Annotated in this window: 24 protein-coding genes and 1 pseudogene; 9 read left to right on the top strand and 16 right to left on the bottom strand. The window is 65.9% G+C overall.

The window, feature by feature from the left end; genetic code table 11:
- The 3 genes and pseudogenes from AX681_RS01410 to AX681_RS01400 form a co-directional block, all read left to right on the top strand.
- Positions 1-619 (top strand): annotated as a pseudogene (locus AX681_RS01410) (TonB-dependent receptor); the annotation flags it as partial.
- Between the two features lie 139 nt (positions 620-758).
- Positions 759-2,768 (top strand): tetratricopeptide repeat-containing sulfotransferase family protein, encoded by a 2,010-nt coding sequence (locus AX681_RS01405; RefSeq protein WP_066656164.1) that lies wholly within the window; start codon positions 759-761, stop codon positions 2,766-2,768.
- 57 nt (positions 2,769-2,825) lie between these two features.
- The gene (locus AX681_RS01400) at positions 2,826-3,047 is read left to right on the top strand and encodes a hypothetical protein (RefSeq protein WP_066656162.1); all 222 of its coding nucleotides are present in this window, start codon (positions 2,826-2,828) and stop codon (positions 3,045-3,047) included.
- 34 nt (positions 3,048-3,081) lie between these two features.
- On the opposite strand, the gene AX681_RS01395 is transcribed toward AX681_RS01400, so the two are convergent.
- From AX681_RS01395 to clpB, 5 genes are read right to left on the bottom strand one after another with little or no spacing between them, the layout of a single operon-like run.
- On the bottom strand, positions 3,082-3,672 hold the full coding sequence (locus AX681_RS01395; RefSeq protein WP_066656159.1) for an aspartyl/asparaginyl beta-hydroxylase domain-containing protein: 591 nt from the start codon (positions 3,670-3,672) through the stop codon (positions 3,082-3,084).
- A 12-nt stretch (positions 3,673-3,684) separates the two neighbouring features.
- Positions 3,685-4,308, bottom strand: coding sequence for a sulfotransferase family 2 domain-containing protein (locus tag AX681_RS01390; RefSeq protein WP_066656157.1), 624 nt, complete (start codon positions 4,306-4,308; stop codon positions 3,685-3,687).
- A 4-nt stretch (positions 4,309-4,312) separates the two neighbouring features.
- Positions 4,313-5,248, bottom strand: coding sequence for an aspartyl/asparaginyl beta-hydroxylase domain-containing protein (locus AX681_RS01385; protein ID WP_066656154.1), 936 nt, complete (start codon positions 5,246-5,248; stop codon positions 4,313-4,315).
- A gap of 30 nt (positions 5,249-5,278) precedes the next feature.
- Positions 5,279-6,004: a 2OG-Fe(II) oxygenase gene (locus tag AX681_RS01380; protein WP_066656151.1), complete on the bottom strand. Its 726-nt coding sequence runs from the start codon at positions 6,002-6,004 to the stop codon at positions 5,279-5,281.
- Entirely contained in the window at positions 6,001-8,580 is a 2,580-nt protein-coding gene (gene clpB / locus AX681_RS01375) for an ATP-dependent chaperone ClpB (RefSeq protein WP_066656148.1), read from the bottom strand. The genes AX681_RS01380 and clpB overlap by 4 nt, the downstream gene beginning before the upstream one ends.
- A gap of 206 nt (positions 8,581-8,786) precedes the next feature.
- On the opposite strand from clpB, the gene AX681_RS01370 reads away from it, so the two are divergent.
- The 3 genes from AX681_RS01370 (at position 8,787) to AX681_RS21220 (ending at position 12,236) form a co-directional block, all read left to right on the top strand.
- A complete protein-coding gene (locus AX681_RS01370) occupies positions 8,787-11,615 on the top strand; it encodes a M16 family metallopeptidase (RefSeq protein WP_066656146.1) in 2,829 nt (942 codons plus the stop codon).
- Positions 11,616-11,643: 28 nt separating this feature from the next.
- Entirely contained in the window at positions 11,644-11,943 is a 300-nt protein-coding gene (locus tag AX681_RS01365) for a hypothetical protein (protein ID WP_066656143.1), read from the top strand.
- Between the two features lie 119 nt (positions 11,944-12,062).
- A complete protein-coding gene (locus tag AX681_RS21220; RefSeq protein ID WP_082737790.1) occupies positions 12,063-12,236 on the top strand; it encodes a DUF1328 domain-containing protein in 174 nt (57 codons plus the stop codon).
- Between the two features lies 1 nt (position 12,237).
- Here AX681_RS21220 and AX681_RS01360 read toward each other — a convergent pair whose 3' ends face one another.
- On the bottom strand, positions 12,238-13,305 hold the full coding sequence (locus AX681_RS01360; protein WP_066656140.1) for a 5-(carboxyamino)imidazole ribonucleotide synthase: 1,068 nt from the start codon (positions 13,303-13,305) through the stop codon (positions 12,238-12,240).
- Positions 13,302-13,787: a 5-(carboxyamino)imidazole ribonucleotide mutase gene (purE, locus tag AX681_RS01355; protein ID WP_066656137.1), complete on the bottom strand. Its 486-nt coding sequence runs from the start codon at positions 13,785-13,787 to the stop codon at positions 13,302-13,304. The genes AX681_RS01360 and purE overlap by 4 nt, the downstream gene beginning before the upstream one ends.
- Before the next feature lie 103 nt (positions 13,788-13,890).
- Here purE and ada point away from each other — a divergent pair, with 103 nt between their 5' ends.
- Positions 13,891-14,928 carry a bifunctional DNA-binding transcriptional regulator/O6-methylguanine-DNA methyltransferase Ada gene (gene ada / locus AX681_RS01350; RefSeq protein ID WP_066656134.1) on the top strand — a complete coding sequence of 346 codons (1,038 nt, stop codon included), beginning with the start codon at positions 13,891-13,893 and terminating at the stop codon, positions 14,926-14,928.
- Entirely contained in the window at positions 14,925-15,392 is a 468-nt protein-coding gene (locus AX681_RS01345) for a DUF1203 domain-containing protein (protein ID WP_066656132.1), read from the top strand. Before ada ends, AX681_RS01345 begins: the two co-directional genes overlap by 4 nt.
- Here the strand turns inward: AX681_RS01345 and AX681_RS01340 are convergent.
- From AX681_RS01340 to AX681_RS01315, 6 genes are all read right to left on the bottom strand, one after another.
- Positions 15,389-15,859 (bottom strand): GNAT family N-acetyltransferase, encoded by a 471-nt coding sequence (locus AX681_RS01340; protein ID WP_066656130.1) that lies wholly within the window; start codon positions 15,857-15,859, stop codon positions 15,389-15,391. The two genes, AX681_RS01345 and AX681_RS01340, sit on opposite strands and share 4 nt — an antisense overlap.
- A 1-nt stretch (position 15,860) precedes the next feature.
- A complete protein-coding gene (locus tag AX681_RS01335) occupies positions 15,861-17,396 on the bottom strand; it encodes a trypsin-like peptidase domain-containing protein (protein WP_231733633.1) in 1,536 nt (511 codons plus the stop codon).
- 42 nt (positions 17,397-17,438) lie between these two features.
- Complete coding sequence (locus AX681_RS01330) at positions 17,439-19,025, bottom strand: tetratricopeptide repeat protein (RefSeq protein WP_066656127.1); 1,587 nt, start codon at positions 19,023-19,025, stop codon at positions 17,439-17,441.
- A gap of 127 nt (positions 19,026-19,152) precedes the next feature.
- Positions 19,153-20,757, bottom strand: coding sequence for a hypothetical protein (locus tag AX681_RS01325; protein WP_066656124.1), 1,605 nt, complete (start codon positions 20,755-20,757; stop codon positions 19,153-19,155).
- A 75-nt stretch (positions 20,758-20,832) separates the two neighbouring features.
- On the bottom strand, positions 20,833-22,998 hold the full coding sequence (locus AX681_RS01320) for a primosomal protein N' (RefSeq protein ID WP_066681553.1): 2,166 nt from the start codon (positions 22,996-22,998) through the stop codon (positions 20,833-20,835).
- Positions 22,999-23,078: 80 nt separating this feature from the next.
- Positions 23,079-23,816 carry a DUF2490 domain-containing protein gene (locus AX681_RS01315; protein ID WP_231733641.1) on the bottom strand — a complete coding sequence of 246 codons (738 nt, stop codon included), beginning with the start codon at positions 23,814-23,816 and terminating at the stop codon, positions 23,079-23,081.
- 30 nt (positions 23,817-23,846) lie between these two features.
- On the opposite strand from AX681_RS01315, the gene fsa reads away from it, so the two are divergent.
- Positions 23,847-24,500 (top strand): fructose-6-phosphate aldolase, encoded by a 654-nt coding sequence (gene fsa, locus AX681_RS01310; protein ID WP_066656352.1) that lies wholly within the window; start codon positions 23,847-23,849, stop codon positions 24,498-24,500.
- A 63-nt stretch (positions 24,501-24,563) separates the two neighbouring features.
- Here fsa and AX681_RS01305 read toward each other — a convergent pair whose 3' ends face one another.
- From AX681_RS01305 to AX681_RS01295, 3 genes are read right to left on the bottom strand one after another with little or no spacing between them, the layout of a single operon-like run.
- Entirely contained in the window at positions 24,564-25,466 is a 903-nt protein-coding gene (locus AX681_RS01305; protein ID WP_066656351.1) for an alpha/beta fold hydrolase, read from the bottom strand.
- 3 nt (positions 25,467-25,469) lie between these two features.
- On the bottom strand, positions 25,470-25,673 hold the full coding sequence (locus AX681_RS01300) for a helix-turn-helix transcriptional regulator (protein WP_066656350.1): 204 nt from the start codon (positions 25,671-25,673) through the stop codon (positions 25,470-25,472).
- Positions 25,670-26,086 carry a hypothetical protein gene (locus AX681_RS01295; protein WP_066656342.1) on the bottom strand — a complete coding sequence of 139 codons (417 nt, stop codon included), beginning with the start codon at positions 26,084-26,086 and terminating at the stop codon, positions 25,670-25,672. Before AX681_RS01295 ends, AX681_RS01300 begins: the two co-directional genes overlap by 4 nt.
- Between the last annotated feature and the right edge of the window lie 225 nt (positions 26,087-26,311).

The raw sequence follows: 26,311 nt of genomic DNA, 5'->3' as shown, positions 1-26,311 counted from the left end.
CGATGAGCTTAATGCACTAACAAACCAATCGGTCCACTCGGTGGGGGCAGACCAGGGTGGTGATCCGGCAACGGGTTATTTCCAGGCGGTCAACCAGGGGTCGGTCAAGACCTCGGGCATCGACTTCCAGCTTGGTTACAACCTGCCGACCGAGTTCGTCGGGCCGGAATCGTCGATCAACTTCAACCTGCTCCTGAACTATCTGTTCGACTTCAAGGTGACCGGCCTTGGCGGTCTGCAGACCGATTATGCGGGCACCGCTTCCTATTTCGGCGCTGGTCTCGGCACCAGCTTCCCGGAATGGAAGGGCACGATGAATGTCGGCTTCAACCTGAACAAGGCGTTCTCGCTGCAGAGCCGCGTGCGCTACATCGACGGGATGGAGAACCGCGCGGCTCGCCAGTTTATCGGCGAGAAGTTCACCGGTCCGGGCTCGGTCTGGTATTTCGACTTCGCCCTGCAGGGCCAGGTCGACAATATGACGCTGCGCCTGGGTCTGAACAACGCGTTCGACCGCAAGCCGCCGACCTACGCACCGAACGTGCAGTCGGGCACCGATCCGTCGACCTACGACGTCATCGGCCGCCGCTTCTACGTATCGACGCGGCTCAAGTTCTGATCCGACTGGATCAGCCGCTTTTGAAGGGCGAGGCGATTGCCTCGCCCTTCTTTTTTGGGGCAAGGTGCCCGCATCGGTATGACACAGCGCGCGCGCACTGCCGCCGGCATGATCGCGCTACGCGGGTTCGGGTAACGGCATGAACATCCAGCAGACTCTGCAAAAGGCCGCAGCGCTTTTCGGTCGTGGTGACCCGGCGGGGGCGCGGCAGCTGGCCGAGCAGGTCCTCAAGGCGGCACCGAACAATCCAGCTGCGCTGCAGATCGCGGGCATTGCGCATTGCCAGCTCGGCGCACCGAAGCTGGGCGTGCCACTGCTGCGCCGGGCGCTCAAGTCGGGCGGCGACAATCCCGGATCACGCTTCAATCTGGCGCGCGCGCTGGTCGATGCGGGCGAATTGGCTGAGGCCGAGGCGCTTGCCGGGGCACCGGGGCAGCCCGACGCGATGCGCCGCCTTCACGCCGATATCCTCAAGGCGCTCGGACGCCCGTGGGAAGCGGCTATGGCATATCAACAGATCGTGGACGCCAATCCGCAGGATGCCGATAGCTGGAACAATCTCGGCAATATCCGGCATGAACTTGGCGAGCTGGAAACGGCCTTGGCCGCATTGCAGCAGGCCCGGACCCTGCGCCCCGACTCGGCCATCATCTGCACCAATATCGGACGCGTGCTGGCGTCGATGTCGCGCTACGAGGATAGCGCACTGGCATTTCAGGAGGCGGTGCGGCTCGATCCGCGCAATGCGGCCGTATTGCTCGAATTTGGGTACGCGCTGACCCGCCTCGATCGCTCGCGTGAGGCGCTCGTCGCCTATGCCGATGCCGCGCGCATCGATTCGACCAACCCCGAGATTTTCGTCGCCATGGGCCTGGCGTTCATGGATCTGGAGGATCGCGAACGCGCAGAACAATCCTATCGCTTCGCATTGAATGCCCGGCCGGAGGACGGGCCGGCCACGCTCAACCTCGGCATTTTGCTGGAACAGGGCAACCGCATCGCCGAGCTGGAGACCTTGCTTCGCCAGGCCGAGGCGCGTGGCGCAAAGGGCGCGGATATCGACTACCTCAACGCGATGCTGCTGCGGCGTCAGGGTAAGCTCGAAGCCGCGCTGGCGCTCGCGCGCGATGCGCGGTCGGCATCGATCAACCCGGCGGTGCGGTCGCATTTCGTCGGGCAGGTCGCCGACCAGCTCGGCGAGACCGGCTTGGCCTTCGCTGCGTTCGAAGAGATGCACTGGGCGATGGCCCAGTCTCCGCTGGGGCAGGGCGTCGATCGTCGTGCCTATCAGGCGGAGGTCGAGCAGCTGGCGGCGCGCACGACGCCCGAGTGGTTCGCGCGCTGGCCGACGATCACCGTGCCGCGCGAACCGGCCTCGCCCGTCTTCATGGTCGGTTTTCCGCGGTCTGGTACGACGTTGCTCGACACGATCCTGCTGGGGCACCCGGCGGTCCATGTGCTGGAAGAAGTGCCGATCCTGGCTCAGGTGGCCGACGAGCTGGGCAGCTTCGACCGGATCGCTGAAATCGACGAGCATGAGGCGATCCGGCTGCGCGGGTGTTATTTCGATGAACTTGCGCGGGTCGCACCGGACGCGGTCGGGAAACTGATCGTCGACAAGAACCCGCTATCGATGATGCGTGCGCCGTTGATCCATCGCCTGTTCCCGGATGCCAGGATCATCTTTGCCATGCGGCACCCGTGTGACGTAGTGCTGAGCTGCTTCATGCAGAATTTCAAGCTGACCCAGGCGATGGCGAGTTTTCTCGATCTGACCAGCGGCAGCCTGCTGTATGATCGCGTGATGGCCTATTGGCAGCAGTGTCGGAGCATTCTTCCGCTCAATGTCCATGAAGTCCGCTACGAAGCGATGATCGCGGATGTCGAGGGCACGGTGCGGCCGCTGTTCGACGACCTCGGCCTTGAATGGGATCCGTCAGTGCTCGACCATCAGCGCACCGCCAAGGCGCGTGGCTTCATCCGCACGCCAAGCTATGGGCAAGTGACCGAGCCGATCTACACCCGCGCAACCGGCCGCTGGGAACGCTATCGCCCACAGCTGGCGCAGGTCCTGCCGATTCTGGAGCCATGGGTTGCCGAATTCGGCTATGGCAGCACAGCGTCGGCGGAGCAGGAAACTGGCAGTTGAACTTGGCGGTCAACGCGTTAGCCTGACCGCGTTTTCAGCGTTTTACGGAGTCGACCGATGATCCTCACCAGCTTTGCCCTGTTGGCGGCGGGCCTGTCGGACGAGCCGGCCAAGCCGGACCCGGAGCAGCGCGTGTGCAAGCAGCAGAAGCAGACCGGCACGCGCTTCGCCAAAACGACCTGCCGTACGCGTGCGGAGTGGGAAGCGATTGCCGAAGCTGCGCGCAAAACGGCCGCCGAATCGTTCAACAAGCCGGTGATCAATACCAGTAGGGAATGACCGATCGCCAACGCTTAGCGGGTCGATCTGGCGGTTAGCTCTGGCCGGCCATCCACTCCGGATCGGGCTGATCCATGTCGTAATATTCGAAGATCAGATGCACGCGATCCGTCGCGCCGGCGTTCGTAACCGAATGCACGCCCATATTGTCGACCTCGACCGCCTCACCGATCGGCAGATGATGTCCCGTGTCGCCGGTGAAGAAGGTGACGCCGTCATTGGTTTCGAGCGGCACGTGAATCTTGTGCGGCCATTTCGCGGCGGGGTTGGCATCACGATGCGGGCGGATCACCCCGCCGGGGCGCATTCGGGCGAGCATAACGCGTGGGAAGGTGCCGCGCGCATAGCCATAGGGCGCGACCGCAGCGGTCAGCACCGGATCAAGCAGCGGCTGCCACTGCGCCCATAGCGCGCGGTCATGGCTGCGGCGCCAGTCATCTACGCCATCGACGAAGCGGAATACGATGTGGCGCGTCGAATCGAGCGCTTCGAAGCGGTTGGGCTTTGCCGCATTTTCGGCGTCCCACAGTGTCTCCGGAATCGCTGCCACAGCAGCGCGCAACGCCGATACATCGACCGGCCCCAGTCGGCGGATGGATTGGGTCTTGCGGGGATTGGGATACATCGCTGCGGCCCCCTAGAATTCGTAACCGAACAACTCAAGGTCGCGGGCATAGAGTCGCGCGACCCCGTCGATCAGCATTTGGTCGTAGTAACTGCGATAGTCGCGATGCTCGGACGTATTGGCGCGGCCCAGCGGGGTCGATGGAATACCGATCCTGGCGCAGATCGCGTCATAGCTGCCCTGCATATCCTCGACGCGCCCAAGCTGGTCGGCGAGCAGCGTCCCGTCCGGCGCGGTGATGAAGCTGTGCTGCGGGCGGAAGATCACGTGGTGATGTGGCGGTGCGGTGAACAGGAAGTGACGCATCACGCCCTGCGGGTCGTGTTTGAACGTCCCCTGTTGGCTCGTTGCGAACGCGCAATAGGACACGAAGCGGTCGAACGGATTACGCACGAAGGCGAATTTGAAATAGTCGGCAAAGCGCTCCTCGCCGAGCGCGGGGCGCAGCTCAGCGAGGCTGATATGGCCATGCCCCAGCCGCGCCAGTTCGGGTGCGGCCATGCGCTTCTCGACGAACAGCCGCACCTGTTCCTCATCCTCTTCGCCCAGATGTGCACGCAGCGCCTGCCGGATCGAGTGAGTTCCTGTTTTGGGGATGGCCGTAAAGGCGAAGCGATGACGGTGCGAGAGGATCATCGGTTCACGATGCCAGCGCGACGGGGGCCGTCGGTGCCGGGTTGGGCGCGGCGACATCGAAAATGAGTTCGGTCAGCGCCCGGATCAGCGGCACCTGATTTCGCAGGGGCAGGCTGCCGCCGCCACTCGCCATCAGATCCTGCCGCAGTCCCGCGATCAGGCGCCGATACTCTGGGAGTCCGGCGGGGTCGGATTCATATTCGCACCAGGCCGATGTCCAGGCGGCGGCGAAGCGTTCGAGCCGGTTCAGCGCGCCCTCAAGCCGCGGATCGGGCACGGCATATTCGGCGAGGAAAGCGATGTGACAGCGCACTTCCCATGGCGACATGATCTTGTTCATATCGACCTTTTCGAACCGCAGTGCGCGTGGCGTGCGCGGCTGCGGGGCGGGCGCTCCGTTCTGGGCCTCGTCGATCAAGTCCCACATCTCTTCGCCATCGACCGTGTCGAGCACGAGATGGACCCGCTTCTCGCCGCCGCCATTATGGACATTGTGCATGCGGAACGAGTCGAACAGCCAGCAGCTGCCAGCCTCCATATGCACGCTCTCGTCGCCGCACGTGAACAGGACACGCGGGTTGGTGATGACCGGGATGTGGATGCGCATATGCGTGCGCCAGTGGTAATTCACGTCCACGTGCGGCGGCACGCTGGCACCCGCGCCCAGCCCCATCAACCGGCTGCGTCCCCAGACGGCACCGATGTCCGCCATTACCTCCATGATATAGGGACAGGCGCGCAGATGATCGGTGGCGCTCATCTGTCCGGTAAAGCCGTTGGTCATCTGCCCCTCCGGCGTGACCAGCAGGACGGCGTCGTTGCCGGGATAATTACCCGGATGCGGCAGCCAGGCACCAGCGGGCAGCGCGCGTATCTCTGCTGCGAGCCGGTCGGCGTCGAATGATTTGTGGAGCTTCAGGAAGGGCTGCTTGAGGCGCATGGCGCATGTTCCGTCATTACACGCGGTGAATCAAGGGAGGGCACGCAGCCAGCCGGTGACCGACAGGCGCGGACCGCCGGCCCACGGCGTCACCTGGCTTACGCTGTGCTGCTGCGGCACGGCGAACAGGCTGAGCGTGTTGAACGCCGGGACAAAGCCTTCCGCAATGCCGCCGTTGCCGCCGTGGAACAGCAACAATCCCCCCCATTCGGCGCGCCATTGCGGCGTCATGCCGAAGACATAGGCAGCGCGGCGTTTTTTGCCCGCCACGCCATCATTATGCCCGGTCAGGAAATCGCCGACTTTGTAGATCGTTGCCTGAGCATCCGCGAAATTGATGTCGGTATCGCCGATGATGCGGGCCAGCAAGTCGAGCACGGGCGCGCTCGCCATGAACCGCGCAAACACCGCCAGCGGATCGCTGAGCGCAGCGCGTGCGGCCGCATCGTCGGGTACGCGGATCGTCTGATAGCGATACTGGAAGCCATCGCGCGCGGCCGCGTTCATGACTTCCTCAAGCCGCGTCCGCTGTGCGTCGGTCAGCGTTGCAAGGACGGCGGGAACCGACTCATACACCTTCTCACCTGCGTTCATGATTTGCCGCCAGTCATCGCGTGCGAGCAGATGATCGGCGAGCGCGGTTGCGTCCGCTGGATCGAGGAAGGGCGCGATCTGCACGCGACCCCTGCGCGCGAAGCGTTCTGCGAGCGCTTCCACATCGATCGACGGCGCGAGGTTGAAGTCTGCGTCGCTCATGCCGGGGTCAGCACCAGGCCGCCGTCACCTTCGCTCACCTTGACGGTCGCGCCGTCCTTGACCTCGCCGCGCAGGATCGCGTCGGCGAGCGGGTCCTGCAGGTAGCGCTGTACGGCGCGCTTCAGCGGGCGTGCGCCATAGACCGGGTCGTAGCCGACGCGGCCAAGCCAGTCGCGTGCCTCCGGCGTCAGGTCGAGCTTGATCTTGCGATCCTTGAGCAGCTTGCCGAGCCGTGCGACCTGAATATCGACGATCGGCGCCATCTCGCTGCGGCCAAGGCGGTGGAACAGCACGATCTCGTCGAGCCGGTTGAGGAATTCCGGGCGGAAATGGCCGCGGACGATCTCCATCACCTGCGGCTCGACACTCGACACGTCCTGGCCGTCCTCAAGCTGCGTCAGGAACTGGCTGCCAAGGTTCGAGGTCAGCACGATGATCGTGTTGGTGAAATCGACCGTGCGGCCCTGCCCATCGGTCAGGCGACCGTCGTCGAGCACCTGCAGCAAAATGTTGAAGACATCGCCATGCGCCTTCTCGACCTCGTCGAACAGCACGACCTGATACGGGCGACGGCGGACCGCTTCGGTCAGCACGCCGCCTTCCTCATAGCCGACATAGCCGGGAGGGGCGCCGATCAGCCGAGCGACGCTGTGCTTCTCCATGAACTCGCTCATGTCGATGCGCACCATCGCGGCGCTGTCGTCGAACAGGAATTCGGCGAGCGCCTTGGTCAGCTCGGTCTTGCCGACGCCGGTTGGGCCGAGGAACAGGAACGAGCCAAGCGGACGGTTCGGATCCTGCAGCCCGGCGCGGCTGCGGCGCACGGCGGTGGAGACGGCCTTGACCGCCGCCGCCTGCCCGATCACGCGCTTGCCGAGCTGCTCCTCCATCGCGAGCAGTTTCTCGCGCTCGCCCTCGAGCATGCGGTCCACGGGGATTCCGGTCCAGCGGCTGACCACGCCCGCGATGTCGTCGGCGGTCACTTCCTCGCGCAGCATCGCGACGCCGGTGGTGGCCTGTGCCGCCTCCAGCTGCTTGGTCAGCGCGGGGATCGTGCCGTAGTTGAGCTCGGCCATCTTGGCGAGGTCGCCGGCGCGCTGGGCCTGTTCGAGTTCGAGGCGGGCGGCGTCGAGCTGTTCCTTGATCTTGGCCTCGCCCGCGATCTTGTCCTTTTCCGCCTGCCAGCGGCCGGTCAGTTCGGCGCTTTGCTGCTCCAGATTGGCGAGTTCGTGGCGAAGGTTGCCCAGCCGATCCTGCGACGCGGCATCGGTTTCCTTGGCGAGCGCCATCTCTTCGATCTTGAGCTGGACGATGCGGCGGTCGAGAGTCTCGATTTCCTCGGGCTTGCTCTCCACCTCCATGCGGATGCGGCTCGCGGCCTCGTCCATCAGGTCGATCGCCTTGTCGGGCAGGAAGCGGTCGGAGATGTAACGGTTGCTCAGCGTCGCCGCGGCGACGATCGCCGCGTCGGTGATCCTGACGCCGTGGTGCAGCTCATACTTCTCCTTCAGGCCGCGCAGGATCGAGATCGTGTCCTCGACCGTCGGTTCGCCGATGAAGACCGGCTGGAAGCGCCGCTGGAGCGCGGGGTCCTTTTCGACATATTTGCGATATTCGTCGAGCGTGGTCGCGCCGATGCAATGCAGCTCGCCGCGTGCGAGCGCGGGCTTGAGCAGATTGCCGGCGTCCATCGCGCCTTCGGATTTGCCCGCGCCGATCAGCGTGTGCATCTCGTCGATGAACAGGATGATGTCGCCCTCGGCCGCCTTGACCTCGTCGAGCACACCCTTCAGCCGCTCCTCGAACTCGCCGCGATATTTTGCGCCCGCGATCAGGCTGCCCATGTCGAGCGCCATCAGCTTGCGGTTCTTGAGCGTATCGGGGACGTCGCCATTGGCAATGCGCAGCGCCATGCCTTCGGCGATCGCGGTCTTGCCGACGCCGGGGTCGCCGATCAGCACGGGGTTGTTCTTGGTGCGGCGGGCGAGGATCTGGATCGTGCGGCGGATTTCCTCGTCGCGGCCGATCACGGGGTCGAGCTTGCCGTCCTTGGCCGCCTGCGTCAGGTCGCGCGCGAACTTCTTGAGCGCGTCATAGCGGTCCTCCGCCCCCGCCGTGTCGGCGGTGCGGCCGCCGCGCAGCTGGTCGATCGCGGCGTTAAGGGCTTCGGGCTTGAGGCCCGCCGCGGCGAGCGCGCGCCCGGCATTGGTGGTCGAGGCGAGGGAGAGGGCGAGCAGCAGCCGCTCGACCGTGACGAAGCTGTCGCCCGCCTTGCCGGCGATCTGTTCAGCCTGATCGAGCACGCGCACGGCGTCATTGTCTAGGCCCGGGGCCTGTTGCGCGCCGCTGCCGGTGACGGCCGGTACGCGGGCGAGGGCCGCGTCGGTCTCGGCCACGGCGCGTTTCGCATCGCCGCCCGCGGCCTGGATCAGCCCGGCGGCCATGCCCTGCTCGTCTTCGAGCAACGCCTTGAGCAAATGCTCCGGGCTGATCCGCTGATGGTTCATGCGGATCGCCACGGTCTGCGCCGACTGGAGGAAGCCCTTGGCGCGATCGGTGAATTTCTCGAGGTTCATGCTTGTCCCTGCCTTCTTTCGCCGGACAACATGGTGTTGCATTTCTGCAACACAAGGCCCGGTGACGCAATTCTCTGTCGCGCGCCGCGATGCTGCCGTGTCTGTTCGGCAGCGGCAAGTTGGGAAAACAACGCAGGGTTGCGTGGCCGCGACAGGCCGGTATGTTGTTGCGATCGATACCTTCCACCGTGGGAACTCATCGCATCATGAAATCAGCCTTCGTCAGCTTGACCGCGCTTGCGGTCGTGCTCAGTGCCCCAGCGTACGCCCAGCAGGCCCCTGCCCCGGCGGTTGCCGCCGTGCCGGTTTCCGATCTCGTTAAGCGCGTGGACATTCCTTATGAACAATTCGTGCTGGCCAATGGCCTGCGCGTGATCGTCCACACCGACCGCAAGGCACCGATCGTCGGCGTCGCCGTGTGGTACGATGTCGGCTCGAAGCATGAGCCCAAGGGCAAGACCGGCTTTGCGCATCTGTTCGAACATCTGATGTTCAATGGCTCCGAAAACTCTCCGGGCGAGTTTTTCGAGCCGCTGAAGGAAGTCGGCGCGACCGACTATAACGGCACCACCAATTCCGATCGCACCAACTACTTCCAGACCGTGCCGCGTGCGGCGCTGGACCGCGCGCTGTTCCTGGAAAGCGACCGCATGGGCTATCTGCTCGGCGCGGTGACGCAGGGCAAGCTGGATGAGCAGCGCGGCGTCGTGCAGAATGAGAAGCGTCAGGGCGACAACCAGCCCTATGGCCTGCTGCGCTACAAGATTACCGAGGGGCTGTTCCCGGTCGGCCATCCCTATCATCACTCGACCATCGGTTCGATGGCGGACCTCGACGCTGCCAGCCTGGACGATGTGAAGAACTGGTTCCGCCAATATTATGGCCCGAACAATGCGGTGCTGGTGCTGGCGGGCGATATCGACGCCAAGACCGCACGCCCGCTCGTCGAGAAATATTTCGGCGCGATCAAGGCCGGACCGAAGACGGTCGAGCCCAAGGTGACCGTCCCGACGCTGGCCGAAGCCAAGGCCGAGGTGATGAAGGACCGCGTGGCGGTGACCCGCATCTATCGCATGTGGGCGGTGCCGGGGATGCGCGATGCGGATTCGACCGTGCTGGATGCGTCGATCGGCGTGCTCGGCGGTCTCGCCAGCTCGCGCCTCGACAATATCCTGGTCAAGCAAGAGAAGCTGGCGGTCGGCGTCGGTGCGTTCAACCAGACGCTGGCGCAGGCCGGTATGGTGCTGATCTCCGCCGATGTCCGCCCGGGCGTCGATCCGGCGACGGTGGGCAAGCGGCTGGACGAGATCATCGCCGATTATCTGAAGAACGGCCCGACCGCCGAGGAGCTGGAGCGCTACAAGACGCGCACCGCATCGTCGCGCATCCGCGGCCTGGAGTCGGTCGGCGGGTTCGGCGGCAAGGCGGTGACGCTGGCGTCGGGCGCGCTCTACATGAACGATCCCGGCTATTACAAAAAGCAGCTCGCCCAGCTCGCGGCGGTGACGCCGCAGCAGGCGCGCGCCGTGACCGCCAAGTGGCTGTCGCGCCCGGTCTATGCGTTGACGATCGAGCCGGGGCCGCGCGCGGCCTATGCCGAGGCGGCGACCGCGCCCAAGGCAACCGTCAAAGCGACGGATGAAGTGGTCAAGGGCACGCGCGGCGCGCTGCCCGGCGTTGCCGAGGTCAAGGATATCGACTTTCCGGCGGTTACCCGCTCCAAGCTGTCGAACGGGATCGAACTGGTCTATGCCCAGCGCGACGCCGTTCCGGTTACGCAGGCGATCATTACCTTCGACGCCGGGACGGCGTCCGACGTGGCGAGTGCGCTCGGCACCGAGGGCATGACCCTGTCGCTGATCGAGGAAGGCACCAAGACGCGCAATTCGGTCCAGATCGCCGAGGCGCAGGAGCGGCTGGGCGCCGGGATCAATGTCGGCAGCAGCGCCGACCGCGGGACGATTTCGCTGTTCACGCCGAGCCCGAACCTTGCCGGTTCGCTCGACCTGATGGCGGACATCGCCCGCAACCCGAGCTTCCCGCAGGCAGAGATCGAGCGGGTGCGCGGCCAGATGCTGGCGCAGATCGCGCAGGTCCGGTCGAACCCGGCTGGCCTGGCGCAGATGGCGATGCCCGCCCTGATTTATGGCAAGGAGTCGCCCTACGCGAAGACCGCCGCGATCGGTGGCGATGCCGAGGCAGTGAAGAAGCTGACCCGCGACGACCTGATCAATTACTACAAGGCGTGGATCCGTCCTGAAAAGGCGAAGATCTTCGTCGTGTCGGATCGTCCGGTCGCAGAAGTGCAGGCCGCGTTCGAGGCGAAGTTCGGCGACTGGAAGGGGGAAGGCAACCCCGGGACCAAGGACTTCGCCGCCAAGCCGCAACAAGCCGCGCCGAAGATCCTGCTGATCGACCGGCCCGATTCGCCGCAGTCGCTGATCCTTGCTGCGCAGATGACTCCGGTCGATCCGTTCGGCGATCCGATCGCGCTTGGCACCGCGACCGAAGTGCTCGGCGGCGACTTTCTGTCGCGCATCAACATGAACCTGCGCGAGGACAAGGCGTGGTCCTATGGCGCGCGCGGCGGCATCGCCCGGCTGGAATATGCGGTGCCGTTCACCGTTTCCGCGCCGGTGCAGGCCGACAAGACCGGCCCGGCGATTGCCGAGATCCAGAAGGAACTGAAGGCCTATCTGGGCGACAAGGGCATCACCCAGACCGAGTTCGACCGTTCGGTCATCAGCGCGATTCGCCGTCAGGCGGGCCAGTATGAGACCGCGGGTGCGGTGCTCGGTGCGATGCAGTCGAACGACTTCCTGCGCCGTCCGGACGACTATCAGGAGCAGATCGCGAAAAAATATCGCGCGCTGACGATCCCGCAGGTTGACGCTGCGGCACGCGCGGCTCTCGACCCCAGCAAGCTGGTCTGGGTCGTGGTGGGAGACGCGTCGAAGGTCCGGCCGCAGCTTGACAGCCTCGGCCTGCCTGTCGAGGTGGTGAAGCCCGAAGCCGTCGGCCCCGGCGGCAAGTGAGGCGCAACGGATTACAGGAGAGCAGAACATGGCGAATGTCGATGGAAGCTGGGATACCGTAACCCACTCACCGATGGGTGCGCAGAAGGCGACCCTGACTGTCACCAGCGATGGCGACAGCTTCACCGGCACCTATGCCGGCGCGATGGGCACGACCGATATCAAGAATGGCAAGGTCGATGGCGACACGCTGAGCTGGTCGCTCGACATCACCGTGCCGATGCCGATGACGCTGACCTGCGAAGCCACGGTCGATGGCGATGCGATCAAGGGCACCGTGACGGCTGGCGCGTTCGGCAGCTTCCCGATGGAGGGCACGCGCGCCTGATCCGGGCGATGCCGTGAAATGAAATGGCCCGCTGCCCGTAAGGGTGGCGGGCTTTTTCGTGTGCCTGGGGCAACTCCCCGCGATTGGGGCGTTCTTCCTCTCATAGAGGGAGATTTCAGATGCTGCGTGCCGCCTTCATCTTTGCGATCATCGCGCTCGTGCTTGGCCTGTTGGGCTTTGGCGGGATCGCAGGGTTTGCCTGGGATATCGCGAAGATTCTGTTCTTCATCGCGCTGGCCGTCGCTGCGCTGTTTTTGATCCTGGGCGTGACGATCTACAAGAAAGTGACCTGAATCAGCGGGTCACCCGCGTGACATGGCCCATTTTGCGGCCTCGTCGCGCTTCGTGCTTGCCATAGAGATGCAGATGCGCGCCGGGTTCGGCGAGCAGGTCGTGCCAGGCATCGACGTCGTCGCCGATCAGGTTGCGCATCTCGACCGCGCTGCCGGTAAGCCCGACCGGGCCGAGCGGAAGGCCGAGCACCGCGCGGACATGGTTTTCAAACTGCGAGGTTTCGGCGCCCTCGATCGTCCAGTGGCCGCTATTGTGGACGCGCGGGGCCATTTCGTTGAACACCGGGCCGTCGGGCGTGGCAAAGAATTCGCAGGTCAGCACGCCGACATAGTCCAGCCGCTCGGCAATCCGGGTTGCCAGCGCGATGGCGGCGGGCGCCTGATCGAGGATGGCCGCCGGGGCTGGCGCCGTCGAACGGTCGAGGATGCCGCCGACATGTTCGTTATGCGGGGTCGGATAGGCGATGCTGGTGCCATCGGCGCCACGCACCAGCAGTACCGAGAATTCGTGGGTGAAGGTGACGAAGCCTTCGAGCACGCATTCGCACCCGCCGAGCGTTTCCCATGCGGCGTCGGCATCGGCGAGGGTGGCGAGGCGGACCTGCCCCTTGCCGTCATAGCCCTCGGTCGCGGTCTTGAGGATGGCAGGGGTGCCGATCGCGGCGAGCGCAGCGTCGAGATCGGCGCGCGACGCAACCGGGTGCCACGGCGCGGGGCGACCACCGCATTCTTCTGCCAGCTTTTTCTCGTTCCAGCGGTGCGCGGCGGTCTCGAGCGCCGCGCGGCCCGGGCGTACCGGGGCACAAGCGGCGATCGCATCGACCGCCGTCCGGTCGACATTCTCGAACTCGTAGGTGACGACAGCGCAGTCGCGCGCAAATGCGGCCAGCGCTTCGGCATCGTCATAGGCGGCGCGGGTGAACGCTGCGGCGACGTCGCAGGCGGGGCCGCTTTCGGGTGCATAGATGTGACAGCGATAGCCAAGCTGGGCGGCGGCGACCGCGATCATCCGACCAAGCTGGCCGCTGCCCAGGATGCCGAGGGTGCTGCCGGGCGGGATTGCGTTCATGCGGGGTCCGTTGCCACGCTTTCGGTCTGGCGCGCGCGCCATGCCTTGAGCCGTTCGGCGAGGCCGGCGTCGCTGGTGGCGAGGATCGCGGCGGCGAGCAGGCCGGCGTTGATCGCACCCGCCTTGCCGATCGCCAGCGTGCCGACAGGGATGCCGCCGGGCATCTGAACGATCGAGAGCAGGCTATCCATGCCCTTCAGCGCCTTGGATTCGACCGGCACGCCGAGCACGGGGAGGTGCGTCATCGACGCCGCCATGCCGGGCAGATGCGCCGCGCCACCCGCGCCTGCGATCACAACCTTGAGGCCGCGGTCGGCTGCACCAGTGGCGTAATTGTAGAGGCGCTGCGGGGTGCGGTGGGCGGAGACGACCTTGGTCTCATGCGGCACGTCGAGCGCGGCGAGCGTCTCGGCCGCGTGGCGCATCGTCTCCCAATCGGAGGTGCTGCCCATGATGATGCCGACCAAAGGTGCGTCCGCCATTCGCCTGCCCTGAAAGCTGCGGGAAAGCGTCCCCCTAAAGGCGTCGCGCTTTGGACGCAATGCGCGGGAAGCACCGCGCGTCTGATCGGCTATATCAGCGCATATGACCGACGTGATCCTCTCCGACGACGAAGCCTGGGACGCCTTCCAGCGCCGCGACCGCGCCTATGACGGGCGGGTGATCGCGGGCGTGCTGACCACGGGCATTTATTGCAAGCCGAGCTGCCCGGCGCGGCATCCGTTGCGGGCGAATGTCCGCTTCTTTCCCGACGCGGCGAGTGCGCGCGCGACGGGGTTGCGCGCGTGCCTGCGCTGCAAGCCAGACGAGATCGGGCGTGAGCGGGTGGCGGTGGCGAAGGCGGTCGCCTTGCTTGAGAGCACCGAGGAAGCGATCGGGCTCGAGGCGCTGGCGGGCGAGGTGGGCTACGCGCCGCATCATTTCCAGCGCCTGTTCAAGCGCGCGACCGGGGTGACGCCAGCCGCCTATGCACGCGGGGTGCGGGCGCGGCGTGCGGCGGCGGCACTGGAGACGGAGGGCAAAGTGACCGATGCGATTTACGAGGCGGGCTATTCCGCGCCCAGCCGCTTTTACGAAACCGCCGCCGACCGGCTGGGGATGACGCCGAGCGCGTGGCGCAATGGCGGAGCGGGGGTGACGATCCGCTGGACGGTTGCGCCGACGAGCCTGGGGCCGCTGCTGATCGCGGCGACCGACAAGGGGCTATGCCGGGTAGCGTTCGACGAGGATAGCCTGGCGCTCGCGACGCGCTTCCCGCGCGCGGAGATCGTCGCTGGCGGCGCGGCGCTCGCCCATCTGGCGGCGCGGGTGGTAGGCGAGGTGGAACAGCCGGGGCGGCACACCGACCTGCCGCTCGACGTGCGCGGCACGGCGTTTCAGGAAGCGGTGTGGCAGGCGTTGCGCGCGATCCCGCCGGGCGAGACGCGCAGCTATACCCAGCTTGCGATCGCTGCAGGTCGACCCGGCGCGGTGCGCGCGGCGGGCACGGCGTGCGGGGCGAACAGCGTCGCTGTCGTCATCCCCTGCCACCGGGCGCAGCGCAGCGACGGCAGCATGGGCGGCTATGCCTATGGAATCGAGCGCAAGAAAGTGCTCCGCGCACGTGAGGGAGTGGAAGAATGAGCTATGTGGTCACGGGGTTGAGCCCCGACCCGTTTCTGCCGCTGTTCGGCCAGTCTGACGCTGCACTGGTGGAGCAGGGGGTCATCCGCGTCCGCGCCGATGCGAAGCCGGGCTATCCGTGCCGCATCACGCTGGAGGACGCCGATCCGGGTGAGACATTGCTGTTGCTCAACCATGAGGATCATGCGGTCGCGACGCCCTATCGCAACGCCTATGCGATCTACGTCCGGGAGTCGGCACTGGCGGCGACGCGGTTTGAGGATGCGCTGCCACCGGTTTTCGCCAACCGCCCGATCGCGTTGCGCGGTTATGACGCCGAAGGAATGCTGCGCGGTGCTACATTGGCGCTGGCCGGGGACGCGGAAGCGCGGATCGGCGAACTCTTTGCGCGGCCCGAGATCGCCTATATCCACGCGCACAATGCTGCGCATGGCTGTTTTGCCGCCCGGATCGACCGGGTTTAGGCGACGGCGCGGCGCATGCGGTAGGTGCCGGGACCGTAGCCGCCCGCTTCGACGATGGCGAAGCCCTGCGTGGCCCAAAAGGCCTCGGCACCATTGACTGCGACCAATGTGACGTCCCGAAAGCCAGCCTGCCGCGCGCGTTCAACCACGAGCGCTGTCGCTGCGCTTCCTGCACCGCGTCCGCGCGTCTCGGGCAGGAGCGCGATGTCGTGGAGGTAGAAGCTGTCGGCGTCGGGCGGGATGGCGCCGAGCAGCGCGCCCAGCGCGGGCGAGGTGGCGCGGTGCCAGGGATGGGCGACAAGCAGCCCAGCGATCGCGTCGCCCTGCTGCCAGACGAAACATCCCGTCGGCCACAGCGCCAGTCGCTCGGCATAGACCTCGACCGGCTCGCCATAGCGACCGTGGACCGCCGCCGAAATCTGCGCGACCACCGGCAGGTCGGCACCCGTCATCGCGCGCCAGCCCATCTCAGCCCGCCGGTTTGCAACTATAGACCAGGCGCTCGTTGAAGATCTGGGGCAGGGCAGTGCGGATCGATTGTTGCCGGGTGGCGAGGTCAGCCCGCGCTGCGGGATCGGTCGAGCAGGATTTGACCTTCACGTCGGCGCGGCGCTTGCGCGCAGCGTCCATCTGCGCGGCGGAAAGCAGATAACGCGTGGTCGAATAAGTCCGCGTGGTCGGCGCATATTCCAGCACCGACACCGTCGCCTCATCGTCCGGGACCAGGATGCGCTGCCAATTCTGACCCGCCTCGGCATATTGGGTGCGGCCGTTGACGCAGCCATCGGGGTTGATGTCGATCGTCACATCCTTGGTATCCGACACGGTCACGCGCGAGCGGACCGGGTCGATGGTGCAGACCATCTTGCCGAGGCTCCCGGGCTGAGCGACCGGCGGCGGCACGGCGACGCGCGCGGCACCGTCGATCGCGCTGGGATCGAACGCGGGGCGCAGCACGAAGGTGGCGACCGATGCAACGATCAGCGCGCCGCCGCCGACGGCGGTCAAGATCGCCTCGCGCCGTTGCTCGCGGATCAGCAGCAATCCGGCAACGCCGACCGCAAAGGCCCCCAGCACGAGCAGCAGCGCCGCTCCGGCCATATGGTTTTCGCGCGTCACGATATTCTCACTGCGCGCCTGCTGAATGGCATCCTCGCGATCCGCCGCAGCCTTGGCGGCGGCCTCGCGCGCGCGCTGTTCGTCGGCTGCGCGCGCCTGTTCGGCGGCGGTGCGGTCCTGGGCGAGCCGGTCAGCGATGCTGGTGCAGGCGACGCCGTTGGACGGCATCGGCTGTTTCGCCTCACGCAGGAAGGCGGCGACCTCTTCATTGCTGATCGCAAAGCCGAAGCTGGCGTCGCCATCATCGGCGCGGGTCAGCGCCGCGTTGACGCCGAGCACGCGCCCGCACGGATCGAGCAACGGCCCGCCCGAATTGCCGCGCGCAATCCCGGCGGTGTGGAGCAATACCTTCACCCCCTGCAGGTCGCGGCGACCCGAGAACACGCCCTGGGAACGGATCGGGGTGAGCGGCGTGATGAAGTCCGTCGCGGTGCGCGCGGTGGCGAGATCGACATTGCCCGGATAGCCGAGCGCGATCATCGCATTCCCCTCGCTGATCGGCCCGGAATAAAAGGTCAGCGCGGGCAGGCGGATGCCGGTGAATTCGATCAGCGCGAGATCGCGGTCGCTGTCGATCGCGATCAGCCGGCCCTGGAACGACTTGTCGCCCTCCGACGGAACGACACCGATCAGGACGTTGCCGGGGTAGCGTTCCGCCGCCTCGACCACATGGGCATTGGTCAGCACGCGATTGGGTGCGACGGCAAAGCCGCTGCCATGGCCGAACCCGACCACCTCACCCTCGACCGTGGCGATGGTGACGATCCGCACCACGCCGCGCCCTGCGGCGGAAATGTCGTCATCCGCGCGCGCGGGGGTGGCGGACAGGCCGATGGCCAGCGCGAGCGCCAGCAGCAGGCGGTGAATCAAGGCGAGCATCGGCATCACCGCAGTCCTGCGCGAAACCGGGCTTCAAGCGCAAGCCCGCTATTGCGCAGCGGGCTTGGCGGATTTCGCGCCGTCGGCGGCTTCCTTCTTGGACAGCAGGCGCACGAGCATTTCGCGCGGGGTCTCGCGGTCGACATCGTCGCCAGCCTCGCGATATTGCTCCTGCACCCGTTCGCGCCGCCGTTTTTCCCGGTCGGTCTCGTCGGCAATGCCGAAGGCGAGCGGCCCGATCGTCGCGATCGCTTCGTCGATCATGCCGCGCTGCTCGAAATCGGCGGCGACCATGTAGCGCAGCGTACCTTCGCGCGGGATCAGAAACATCGCTTCGACCAGCGCATTTTGTGCCGTTGCCGGGGGCAAGACGCCGCGCCGCGAATAGCTTTCATAATAAGCGCGGGCGAAGCGCGGTTCGGTCGGGACCGCCTTCATGGCGACGGCGATGCGCGCCCGCGCTTCGGCCCAGGCCGCGTCGTCGGTCGATTTGGCCTTGACCAGCATGGCCGTCGCGATCTCGCCCTTGAAATAATTGGCCCATGGATCGGCCGGTTGGGCGGCGAGCCAGCCATCGGCCAGCGCCATTGCCGCCGCGTCGTTCCCCGCGAGATATTCGGTGTCGATCAGGATGCGCCGCGCATAGGGATCGTCGGGATAGGGCCGGGCGAGATCGCGCACCCGATCGGCAAAGCCCTGCACGCGCTTGGCCGCGACGCCCGAACTCAGCGAGATCTGGATCGGGAGCAGCGCATCTTCGGCCGGCGACAGGGGCCGAACCGCGATCGGCCCGACATCGAGATTTTCGTAGCGGGTCGCGGTCGCATCCAGCGTTGAGCGGCGCGAATAGGCACGCACGTCGCGGTCCAGTGCGTCGATGTCGCCAAACACTTTGAGCGCGTCGCCAAAGGTCGCGCCGCGGCTGATCGCGGTGAGATAGGCGTTCAGCATCTTGCGCCCTTCGGGGGTGCTGTTGAGATAATGGACCGTGATCCACCCCTGCGAATAGACCGCAAAGCCGGGGCCGGGCTTGCGCGGGTCGGGGTTCATCAACTGGCGCAGCGGCACCCATTCCGACGTCCGCAGCGACGCCGCGCGATCCTGCAGGAACAGGCCGAGCTTGACCACATTCGCATCGTCAATCTCGATCGCGCCGGCATAGTCGGCGAACCCTTCGGTATACCAGGCGGGATAGGCCGTCGTGAAATACTGGAAGGTGAAATGGTGGGTCAGCTCATGCTGCAGGATCGCCTTGGCCGACAAGGTCAGACCGCGCTGCCGCCCGTCGCTCGGCGCGCGGGCGCTGATCCGCGGCATGACCGTGAACGGCCCGCGCATCGTCGTGTTGTAATAGCCGGCGACGCCATAGGTCGGGAACGGCAGCGTTTCCTGAACCTCTTCGGTGGTGCGCATGAAATAGACGGTGATCTTGACCGGCACCTCGCGCGGACGCTTGGCACCGGTCAGCGCCTGCAGGATCAGCCCGAATTTCTCCAGGTCGGCGACCCGCTTCTTGAGGTCGTCCGCACCGCCTTCGCTATAGGCGATGAAGTTGCGCGATTCGGCACGCGTCCATTCCGCCTGCGCCGTCATCGGCGTGAGCAGAGCGAGCAGGATCAGGAAATGGCGGAACATTGCGTCGGCTCCCTTTCGACGGCAACCTAATCGATCGGCCGCGACGGGCAAGCGGCCACCCGCTAGGCTGAATCGGTCGATCCAGCGCCGCCGCCATGCGCTGCGCACGGCGGCGGCGCTGGCATCGTCAACCGCGCCGTTTGTCCTCCGGATCGCGATAGTTCGGATCGGCGAGATAGGGTTGCAGCTTCGCCATCGCTCCGGCGAGATCATTCTTGTCGATCATGTCGATCAGCTTGTTGGCAACGGATTTGCCGGTTCCGTGCGGGTTGTATGCAATGACCTGCAGCGCCGATCGGGCGGCCTTGGGGTCGTTTCGACCCAGCATCACATAGGCGACATCAAACAGCAGCGTGCGATCGTGCGGCACGAATTCCGATGCCTGAAGCAATCCCTCCTCGGCATTCTTGGTCGGACGCTCGCCGGCCGCGAGAAAGCTGCGGTAGTAGTGCAGCAGCGGCTCTGCGTCATAGGGATCGGCCTTGTTCGCGCTGACAAGCCATGACCGCGCCTCACGCCAGACCTTGACGTCGGTCGTCTTGGCCGCCCGGGCAAGTTCAAGCTTGGCGAGGCCGAGATAGACCAGCCCCTTGGTCGATTTGGGATTGGCGTCCACGACGCGCTGTGCTGCGGCAGCGGCCTCGGCATACTTCTTGGCGTCATATGCGGCTTCCGCCAGGACAAGCTGGGCGGCGGGGTCGTTGGGATAGGGCGCGGCAGCGCGGACGGCAGCCTCATAGACTTTGGGCGCCTCATTCTCCGAAACCCCGGCCTTTGAGCGGATGCGAACCGACATCGTCGCGGCTTCCGCCGGCGAGAGCTTGCGCATCACCGGGGCTGCAGTGTTCAGCGATGCTGCGGGGACGGCGAAGACCGTCCGGCTCTTGGCGTTCAGATAACGCTGCATTTCGCCGGCCAGCGCATCGACATTGCCGAACGCAGCGACGGCTTTCTCCAGCGGCTCGCCGCGGTTCACGGCGGTGATGTAGTCGCCGATCAGCTTGGGTCCGCCGGGCGCGAAGGTGAAATAATGCGTCGCGAGCCAGCCATAGGCATAGATATGCGAAACCTGGCACCCGCCCAGTTTGCGCAGGTCGGACGTGCGCAACACCAAGCCGACCGAGCAGGCGTCGGTGAACTCGAAATTCGCCGCACGGTAGAGCGGGATGCGGCCAAAGCGCACGCTGCCGTCGGGCAGATCTTCTGCGGTCGCGTGAAACTCGGCAAAGCCTTCGGTCAGCCACATCGGCAGCGCCGCTGCGCTGAAATTGTTGAACATGAAGTGGTGGCCATATTCATGACGCAGCACCTGGGTCGGATTCAGTTCGAACCGTTCGTCCACCCGCGTTCGCGATCCGGGGTTGGGCTTGCTCCCTTCCTTGATCGTAAAGGCGACCGAGCCACCAGCGCGCGGGATATAGAAGCCGGCCGCGCCATCGCGTCCCAGATCGGCCATCGAGTTGATACCCGGCAGCATGTAGATCGTCACGCGATCGACCGGCGCGATCTCGCGGTCCTCGACATTGCGGAACTTGCGCATTGCCAGATCGAAGCGTTCCAGCGCCGCAGTATAGCGTTCGATGAACTTGGGATCGTCATTGGCGTAGAGCACGAAATGCTTGGTACTCGCCTCATACCATTCCGCCGATGCGGTCGCCGGGATGAGGAAAAGCGCTGCGCAGACTGCTCCACGCACCGCGGCGCGCACGCCGCGAATGGAAAGAAACGACATTACGAACCCCCTATTGTTCGATGATGCGATGCTAACGCGCGCAATGCGGATGTCGAGACGTTACGCGCGTAACGATCACAGGAAGTTGTAGGGGTCGACATCGACCACCACGCGCACCTTGGCGGGCCATTCCAGCGCGCCGAGCCAGTCGCGGATCACATCCTGCACGTCGAGCGCCCGGCGGGCGTGAACGAGCAGGCGGAAGCGGTGGCGGCCACGCAGCATCGCGAGCGGGGCGGGGGCGGGGCCGAAGACCTGCATTGCCTCCACCTGCGGCGCGCTGCGACCGATTGCGCGGGCGGTGTCGAGCCCGGCGTCCTTGTCCTCGCTCGACACGATGATCGCGGCATAGCGACCGAAAGGCGGGGCTCCCGCCTCGCGCCTTGCCTCGGTCTCGGCGGCATAGAAGCCCTCGGCATCGCCGCTGACCAATGCGCGCATCACCGGGGCCTTGGGGCTGTGCGTCTGGATGAGGACGGTGCCGGGCTTTTCGCCGCGCCCGGCGCGCCCCGCGACTTGGCAGATCTGCTGGAAGCTGCGCTCCGCCGCGCGCAGATCGCCGCCCTCAAGGCCGAGATCGGCATCGACCACCCCGACCAGGGTCAGATTGGGGAAGTGATAGCCCTTGGTCACCAATTGCGTGCCGACGACGATGTCGATGTCGCCCGCCTCCATCCGCGCGACGAACTCCGCCGCTTTGGCCGGGGACCAGATCGTGTCGGAGGTGACGATGGCGGTCTTGGCGTCCGGGAACAGCGCCGCAACCTCGTCGGCGATGCGCTCCACCCCGGGGCCGCAGGCGACCAAGCTGTCCTCACTGTCGCATTCCGGGCAGGCGCGCGGCGTCGGGATGGTGTGTCCGCAATGGTGGCAGGCGAGGCGGTTGATCAACCGATGCTCGACCATCCACGCCGTGCAATTGGGGCATTGGAAGCGATGCCCGCAGGTGCGGCACAGGGTGAGCGGGGCATAGCCGCGGCGATTGAGGAACAGCAGCACCTGTTCCTTGCGCTCCAGCGTCGTGTCGATCGCGCGGACCAGCTTGGGCGCGAGCCAGCGACCCCGCATCGGCGGGTCGGCGAGCAGGTCGATTGCTTCGATCGCGGGCATCTCGGCCACGCCATAGCGGCCGGGCAGCTTGAGCTCGGTGTAGCGGCCCAGCGCGACCTGTTGCCGGGTTTCGATCGCCGGTGTGGCGCTGGCGAGCACGATCGGGCAGCCCTCGAAATGCGCGCGCATCACGGCGACGTCGCGCGCGTGATAATGGACGCCCTCTTCCTGCTTGAAGCTGGTCTCGTGCGCTTCATCCACGACGATCAGGCCGAGATTGGGGTAGGGCAGGAACAGCGACGAGCGCGCGCCGACGGTGACCAGCGCTTCACCATTGGCGATGGCGCGCCAGGCGCGGCGGCGCTGGGACTGGCGCAGGCCCGAGTGCCAAGCGACCGGCTCGACTCCGAAACGGGCGTGGAAGCGCTTGAGGAAGGGTTCGGTCAGCGCAATTTCGGGGAGCATCACCAACGTCTGACGCCCGGCGCGGATCGCTTCGGCGACCGCCTCGAAATAGACTTCGGTCTTGCCCGATCCGGTGACGCCGTCGAGGAGGAAGGGCTGGAACTGTCGGTCGCGCACCGCGTCGCGCAGCGTGGCCGCGACCGTTTCCTGTTCGTCGGACAGCTCGGGTGCGGCGAAGCCTGGGTCCGGGAGCGGGTAGGGCGTGTCGAGCGCGACCGTCACCCCCTCGATCGCGCCGCTCTTGACCAGTCCGCGGATCACGCCGTCGGAGACATCGGCGATCGTTGCGAGTTCGCGGATCAGGCCCTGACGGTCGCCGATCCGCTCCAGCGCCTGCTCGCGCTGCGCGGTCATGCGCTGCGGGATTTCACCGGTCGCGCGATATTCGACAATGGTCTTGCCGCCCTCCAGCGCCGAGGTCGAGCTGAGCGCCATCCGCAGCACCGATGCGAGCGGGGCGAGATAATAGTCGGCGGTCCATTCGATCAGGCGCCGCAGCGGCGCGGGGATCGGCGGCGCATCGGCAACGGCGAGCAGGTTGCGCAGACGGTTGTCGCCGATCTCCTCGGTCGGCAGCCGCTCCGCCTCCCACACCACGCCGATCAGCTGGCGCGGCCCGAGCGGGGCGACGACGATCGACCCCGGCTCGACCGCCATCCCGCGCGGGACGCGATAGTCGAGCGGGCCGAGCGCGGAGTTGAGGACAATGACGCGGGCGCGGGACATGGGCGCCCCATATCGGCATTCCTGCGCGGCGTGGAAAGCGCTAACGCACCGCTCCGCGGCCCGGCCATAAGCGGCCGTTGCTATTCGTCCTCGTGCTGCGGTTTGCCGCCGAGCGCGATCGTCAGCTGGAGGCTCAGCGCGTGATCCATCTGGTCGCGCGCACCGCCTTTGCCGAAGCGGTACTGGTTGAGATAGGCAATGTCGGTGGTCAGCCCCTCGGCCAGCGGCAGTGTGACACCGATCTGGTTGCGCATCCGGTCATAGCCCTTGCGCTGGCCCCAGACGGTGCTGTTGGGCATATAGAAGCTCTCATGCCCGACAAAGAGCGCGAGGCCCTTGTCGCCGAGCGGGTGATTATAGCGGATCAGTGGGCGGATACGGAAGCCGATCTCGTCGCCCCCGGGGTGAAAGCGCTGATCGACACGCAGGCGGGTCGATATGCGGCCAAAGGTGGCGACGACCTGCTGCCGTAGCCGGTCTTCATCCGCCGCGCTGCTGTTGCCATGGGCTGACACGCGGCGATAGCCGATGCCGATCTCGACATTGTCCGCGACCTTGGTGCTGACGATCCCGCCGATTTCGGTGTGGAACAGGCCGTCCAGCCCGTCGCTGAATCGGGCAATTCCCTCCAGCGTCACGCGCGAATTGTCGTCGAGGCGGATCTGGGCGTTGGTCTGTAGCCAGATTTGCTCGTCGACCTGCTGCGCCATGGCGGGGGCGGCGGCGAGCAGCGGCAGGACGAGAAAGATGGAGCGCATGGGAGTCCAGTGATAGAGGGCTTCGCGAACGGAGTCGCGCTCCGCATAGCGCGACGTCATGTAACTGTCACATTCCACCGGAGTTCCTCGATGAAATTCTTCGCCGACACCGCCGACACCAACGATATCCGCGAGCTGGCGGATGCCGGGCTGCTCGACGGGGTGACCACCAACCCGTCGCTGATCCACAAGGCGGGGCGCAACTTCCTCGAGGTCGTCGCCGAGATTTGCGAGATTGTCGACGGACCGGTGTCGGCCGAGGTCGTCGCGCTCGATTATGACGGCATGATGCGCGAGGCGGAGATCGTGCGGAAGATCGCTGACAATGTTGCGGTCAAGCTGCCGCTGACGATCGAGGGACTGAAGGCGTGCAAGGCGCTGACCAGTGACGGGACGATGGTCAATGTGACCTTGTGCTTCTCGGCCAATCAGGCGTTGCTGGCGGCGAAGGCGGGAGCGACGTTTATTTCGCCGTTCGTCGGGCGGCATGACGATATCGGCTTTGATGGCATGGACCTGATCGGCGACATCCGCCTGATCTATGACAATTATGCGTTCGAGACCGAGATTCTGGTCGCCAGTGTCCGCCATCCGATACACATCCTCGAAGCCGCCAAGCTGGGTGCGGACGTGATGACTGCGCCGCCGGCGGTGATCCGCCAGCTGGTCAAGCATCCGCTGACCGACAAGGGGATCGAGGGGTTCCTGTCCGACTGGGCCAAGACCGGGCAGACCATCGCCTGATCGCGACCGGGTGAATTGAAGAAGGGCCGTCCCGGGATGCCGGGGCGACCCTTCTTCGTTGGGTCATTCGGCGAGGAACGCCTTCACCTCCGCGGCGAAGCGCTGGGGCTGGTCGAGCATGATGAAGTGATAGCTGTCGGGGACCGCGACCAGTTTGGCCGGAGTGCCGGCGTAGGCGGGTTCCCAGACGGCTTTGGCCTGCGCCTCGCCGACACCGGCGGCGTAGAGGATGGTGAAGGGCTTGGCGGTCACCTTGGCCAGTTCCGGGCCGATATCGGTGACGATATCCTCGTAGAGCGCCTGGGCGACGGCACGCTGATCGGCCTTGAGGCCCCAATTGGCGACCTTGATCCGGCCTTCCGGCGTGTTCGACCAGATACCGCCGGGGTCGCTGGTGACGCTGGGCATCGCCTTCATTCGGTCGGCCCCGGCGACGGTCATCGCGCGGAGTTGCTCGGCACGCGGCGCGATGCTGGCGGGGGTGGCGGCGGGGTCGAAGAGCTTGCCGAAAAAGGGCAGGGTATCGACCACGAGCAACCGGCCGACCCGGTCGGGATGGCGGGCGGCGAGCATCATGCCGATCAGGCCGCCATAGCTGTGGCCGATCACTGCAGGCTGCTTGGCACCGCGCTTGGCAGCGTCGGTAAGGATGTCGGCGATGATGCCGTCGGTCATGCCGGGCTTGCCATTCTCGCCCAGCGCGTCGCCGCCGAAGCCGTTAACCTGGACCAGCAGCACTTGCCGGTCCTTGGCCAGACCGGGGGCGATGCCGTCCCAGACCTGACGGGGGCTGGACAGGCCGGGGATGAGGTAGAGTGGCTCGCGACCCGGCTTGGCTTCACCGAGAGCGACGATCGAGATGTGCGCCATCCGCTGTTCGGCGGGGGCTGCGGCGGTCTGGGCGTGGCTGGTCGGGGTGCTCAGCGGCAGGGCGGCGAGGGCCATCAGGGCGATCAGGCGGAACATGGCTCAGGCCTCCTTCGAGGGATTGGTGAAAATCTCTTCGATCGTCATCCCGAACAGGTCGGCGATCTTGAAGGCGAGCGGCAGCGAGGGGTCGTAGCGGCCGGTTTCGATCGCATTGACGCTCTGCCGCGACACTTCGAGGCGCTCGGCCAGGTCCTGCTGGCTCCACTCCCGCTCGGCGCGGAGGACGCGGAGGCGGTTCTTCATGCTTCCTCCTCCGACTTGCGGTTACGCAGGGCCGAGATGCACTGGCTGAGCCCCCAGATTCCGCACCAGATCGGGAAGCCCAGCATTGTCGGGAAATGCGGGACCGCGCCGCCGAACTCGAGGAAGCCCCAGATGCTCATGATCGCCAGCAGGCCGCCAAGGCCGACCATCATGTGATGCACGATCCGAGAGCGGATATATTCGTCTTTCTCCTCAACGACATAAAGGCCGATCACCGCGATGATCCCGACCAGTGGCAGGGCCGGCAAAACCGAGAGCAGGCCGAGCAGTGCGCCGGTCGGCTGGCTCTCGCGGATCACCCAGGTCGTGATGAACAGCGTCGCGACATAGACCGCGATCAGCGGCATGAACCGGGCGATGTAGCGCCGACCGGCGGGGGTGGTGTTGCGCATTGGAAAGCTCCCTTGTTCAAATGACAAGTAAGCTTTACGTAGAGCTGTCCGCCTGTGTCAAGCGTGCTTTCCTATTTGACTGCGTTCCTTTCCAAATCGTCGCGCACGCTTTGCGCGAGCAGGCTGAGCGTGTCGTCCCTTGCCCCCATGATGACGATGCGGTCGCCGGGCTGGGCGATGGCGGCGAGGTGGGCAGCGGCGGCGGCGCGGTCGGGGATGTGGCGG

It is taken from the genome of Sphingomonas sp. CCH9-E2, assembly GCF_001557215.1.
Classification (GTDB): Bacteria; Pseudomonadota; Alphaproteobacteria; order Sphingomonadales; family Sphingomonadaceae; genus Sphingomonas.
The sequence above is the reverse complement of the archived record's forward strand: the minus strand, read 5'-3'. Positions and strand labels throughout refer to the sequence as shown.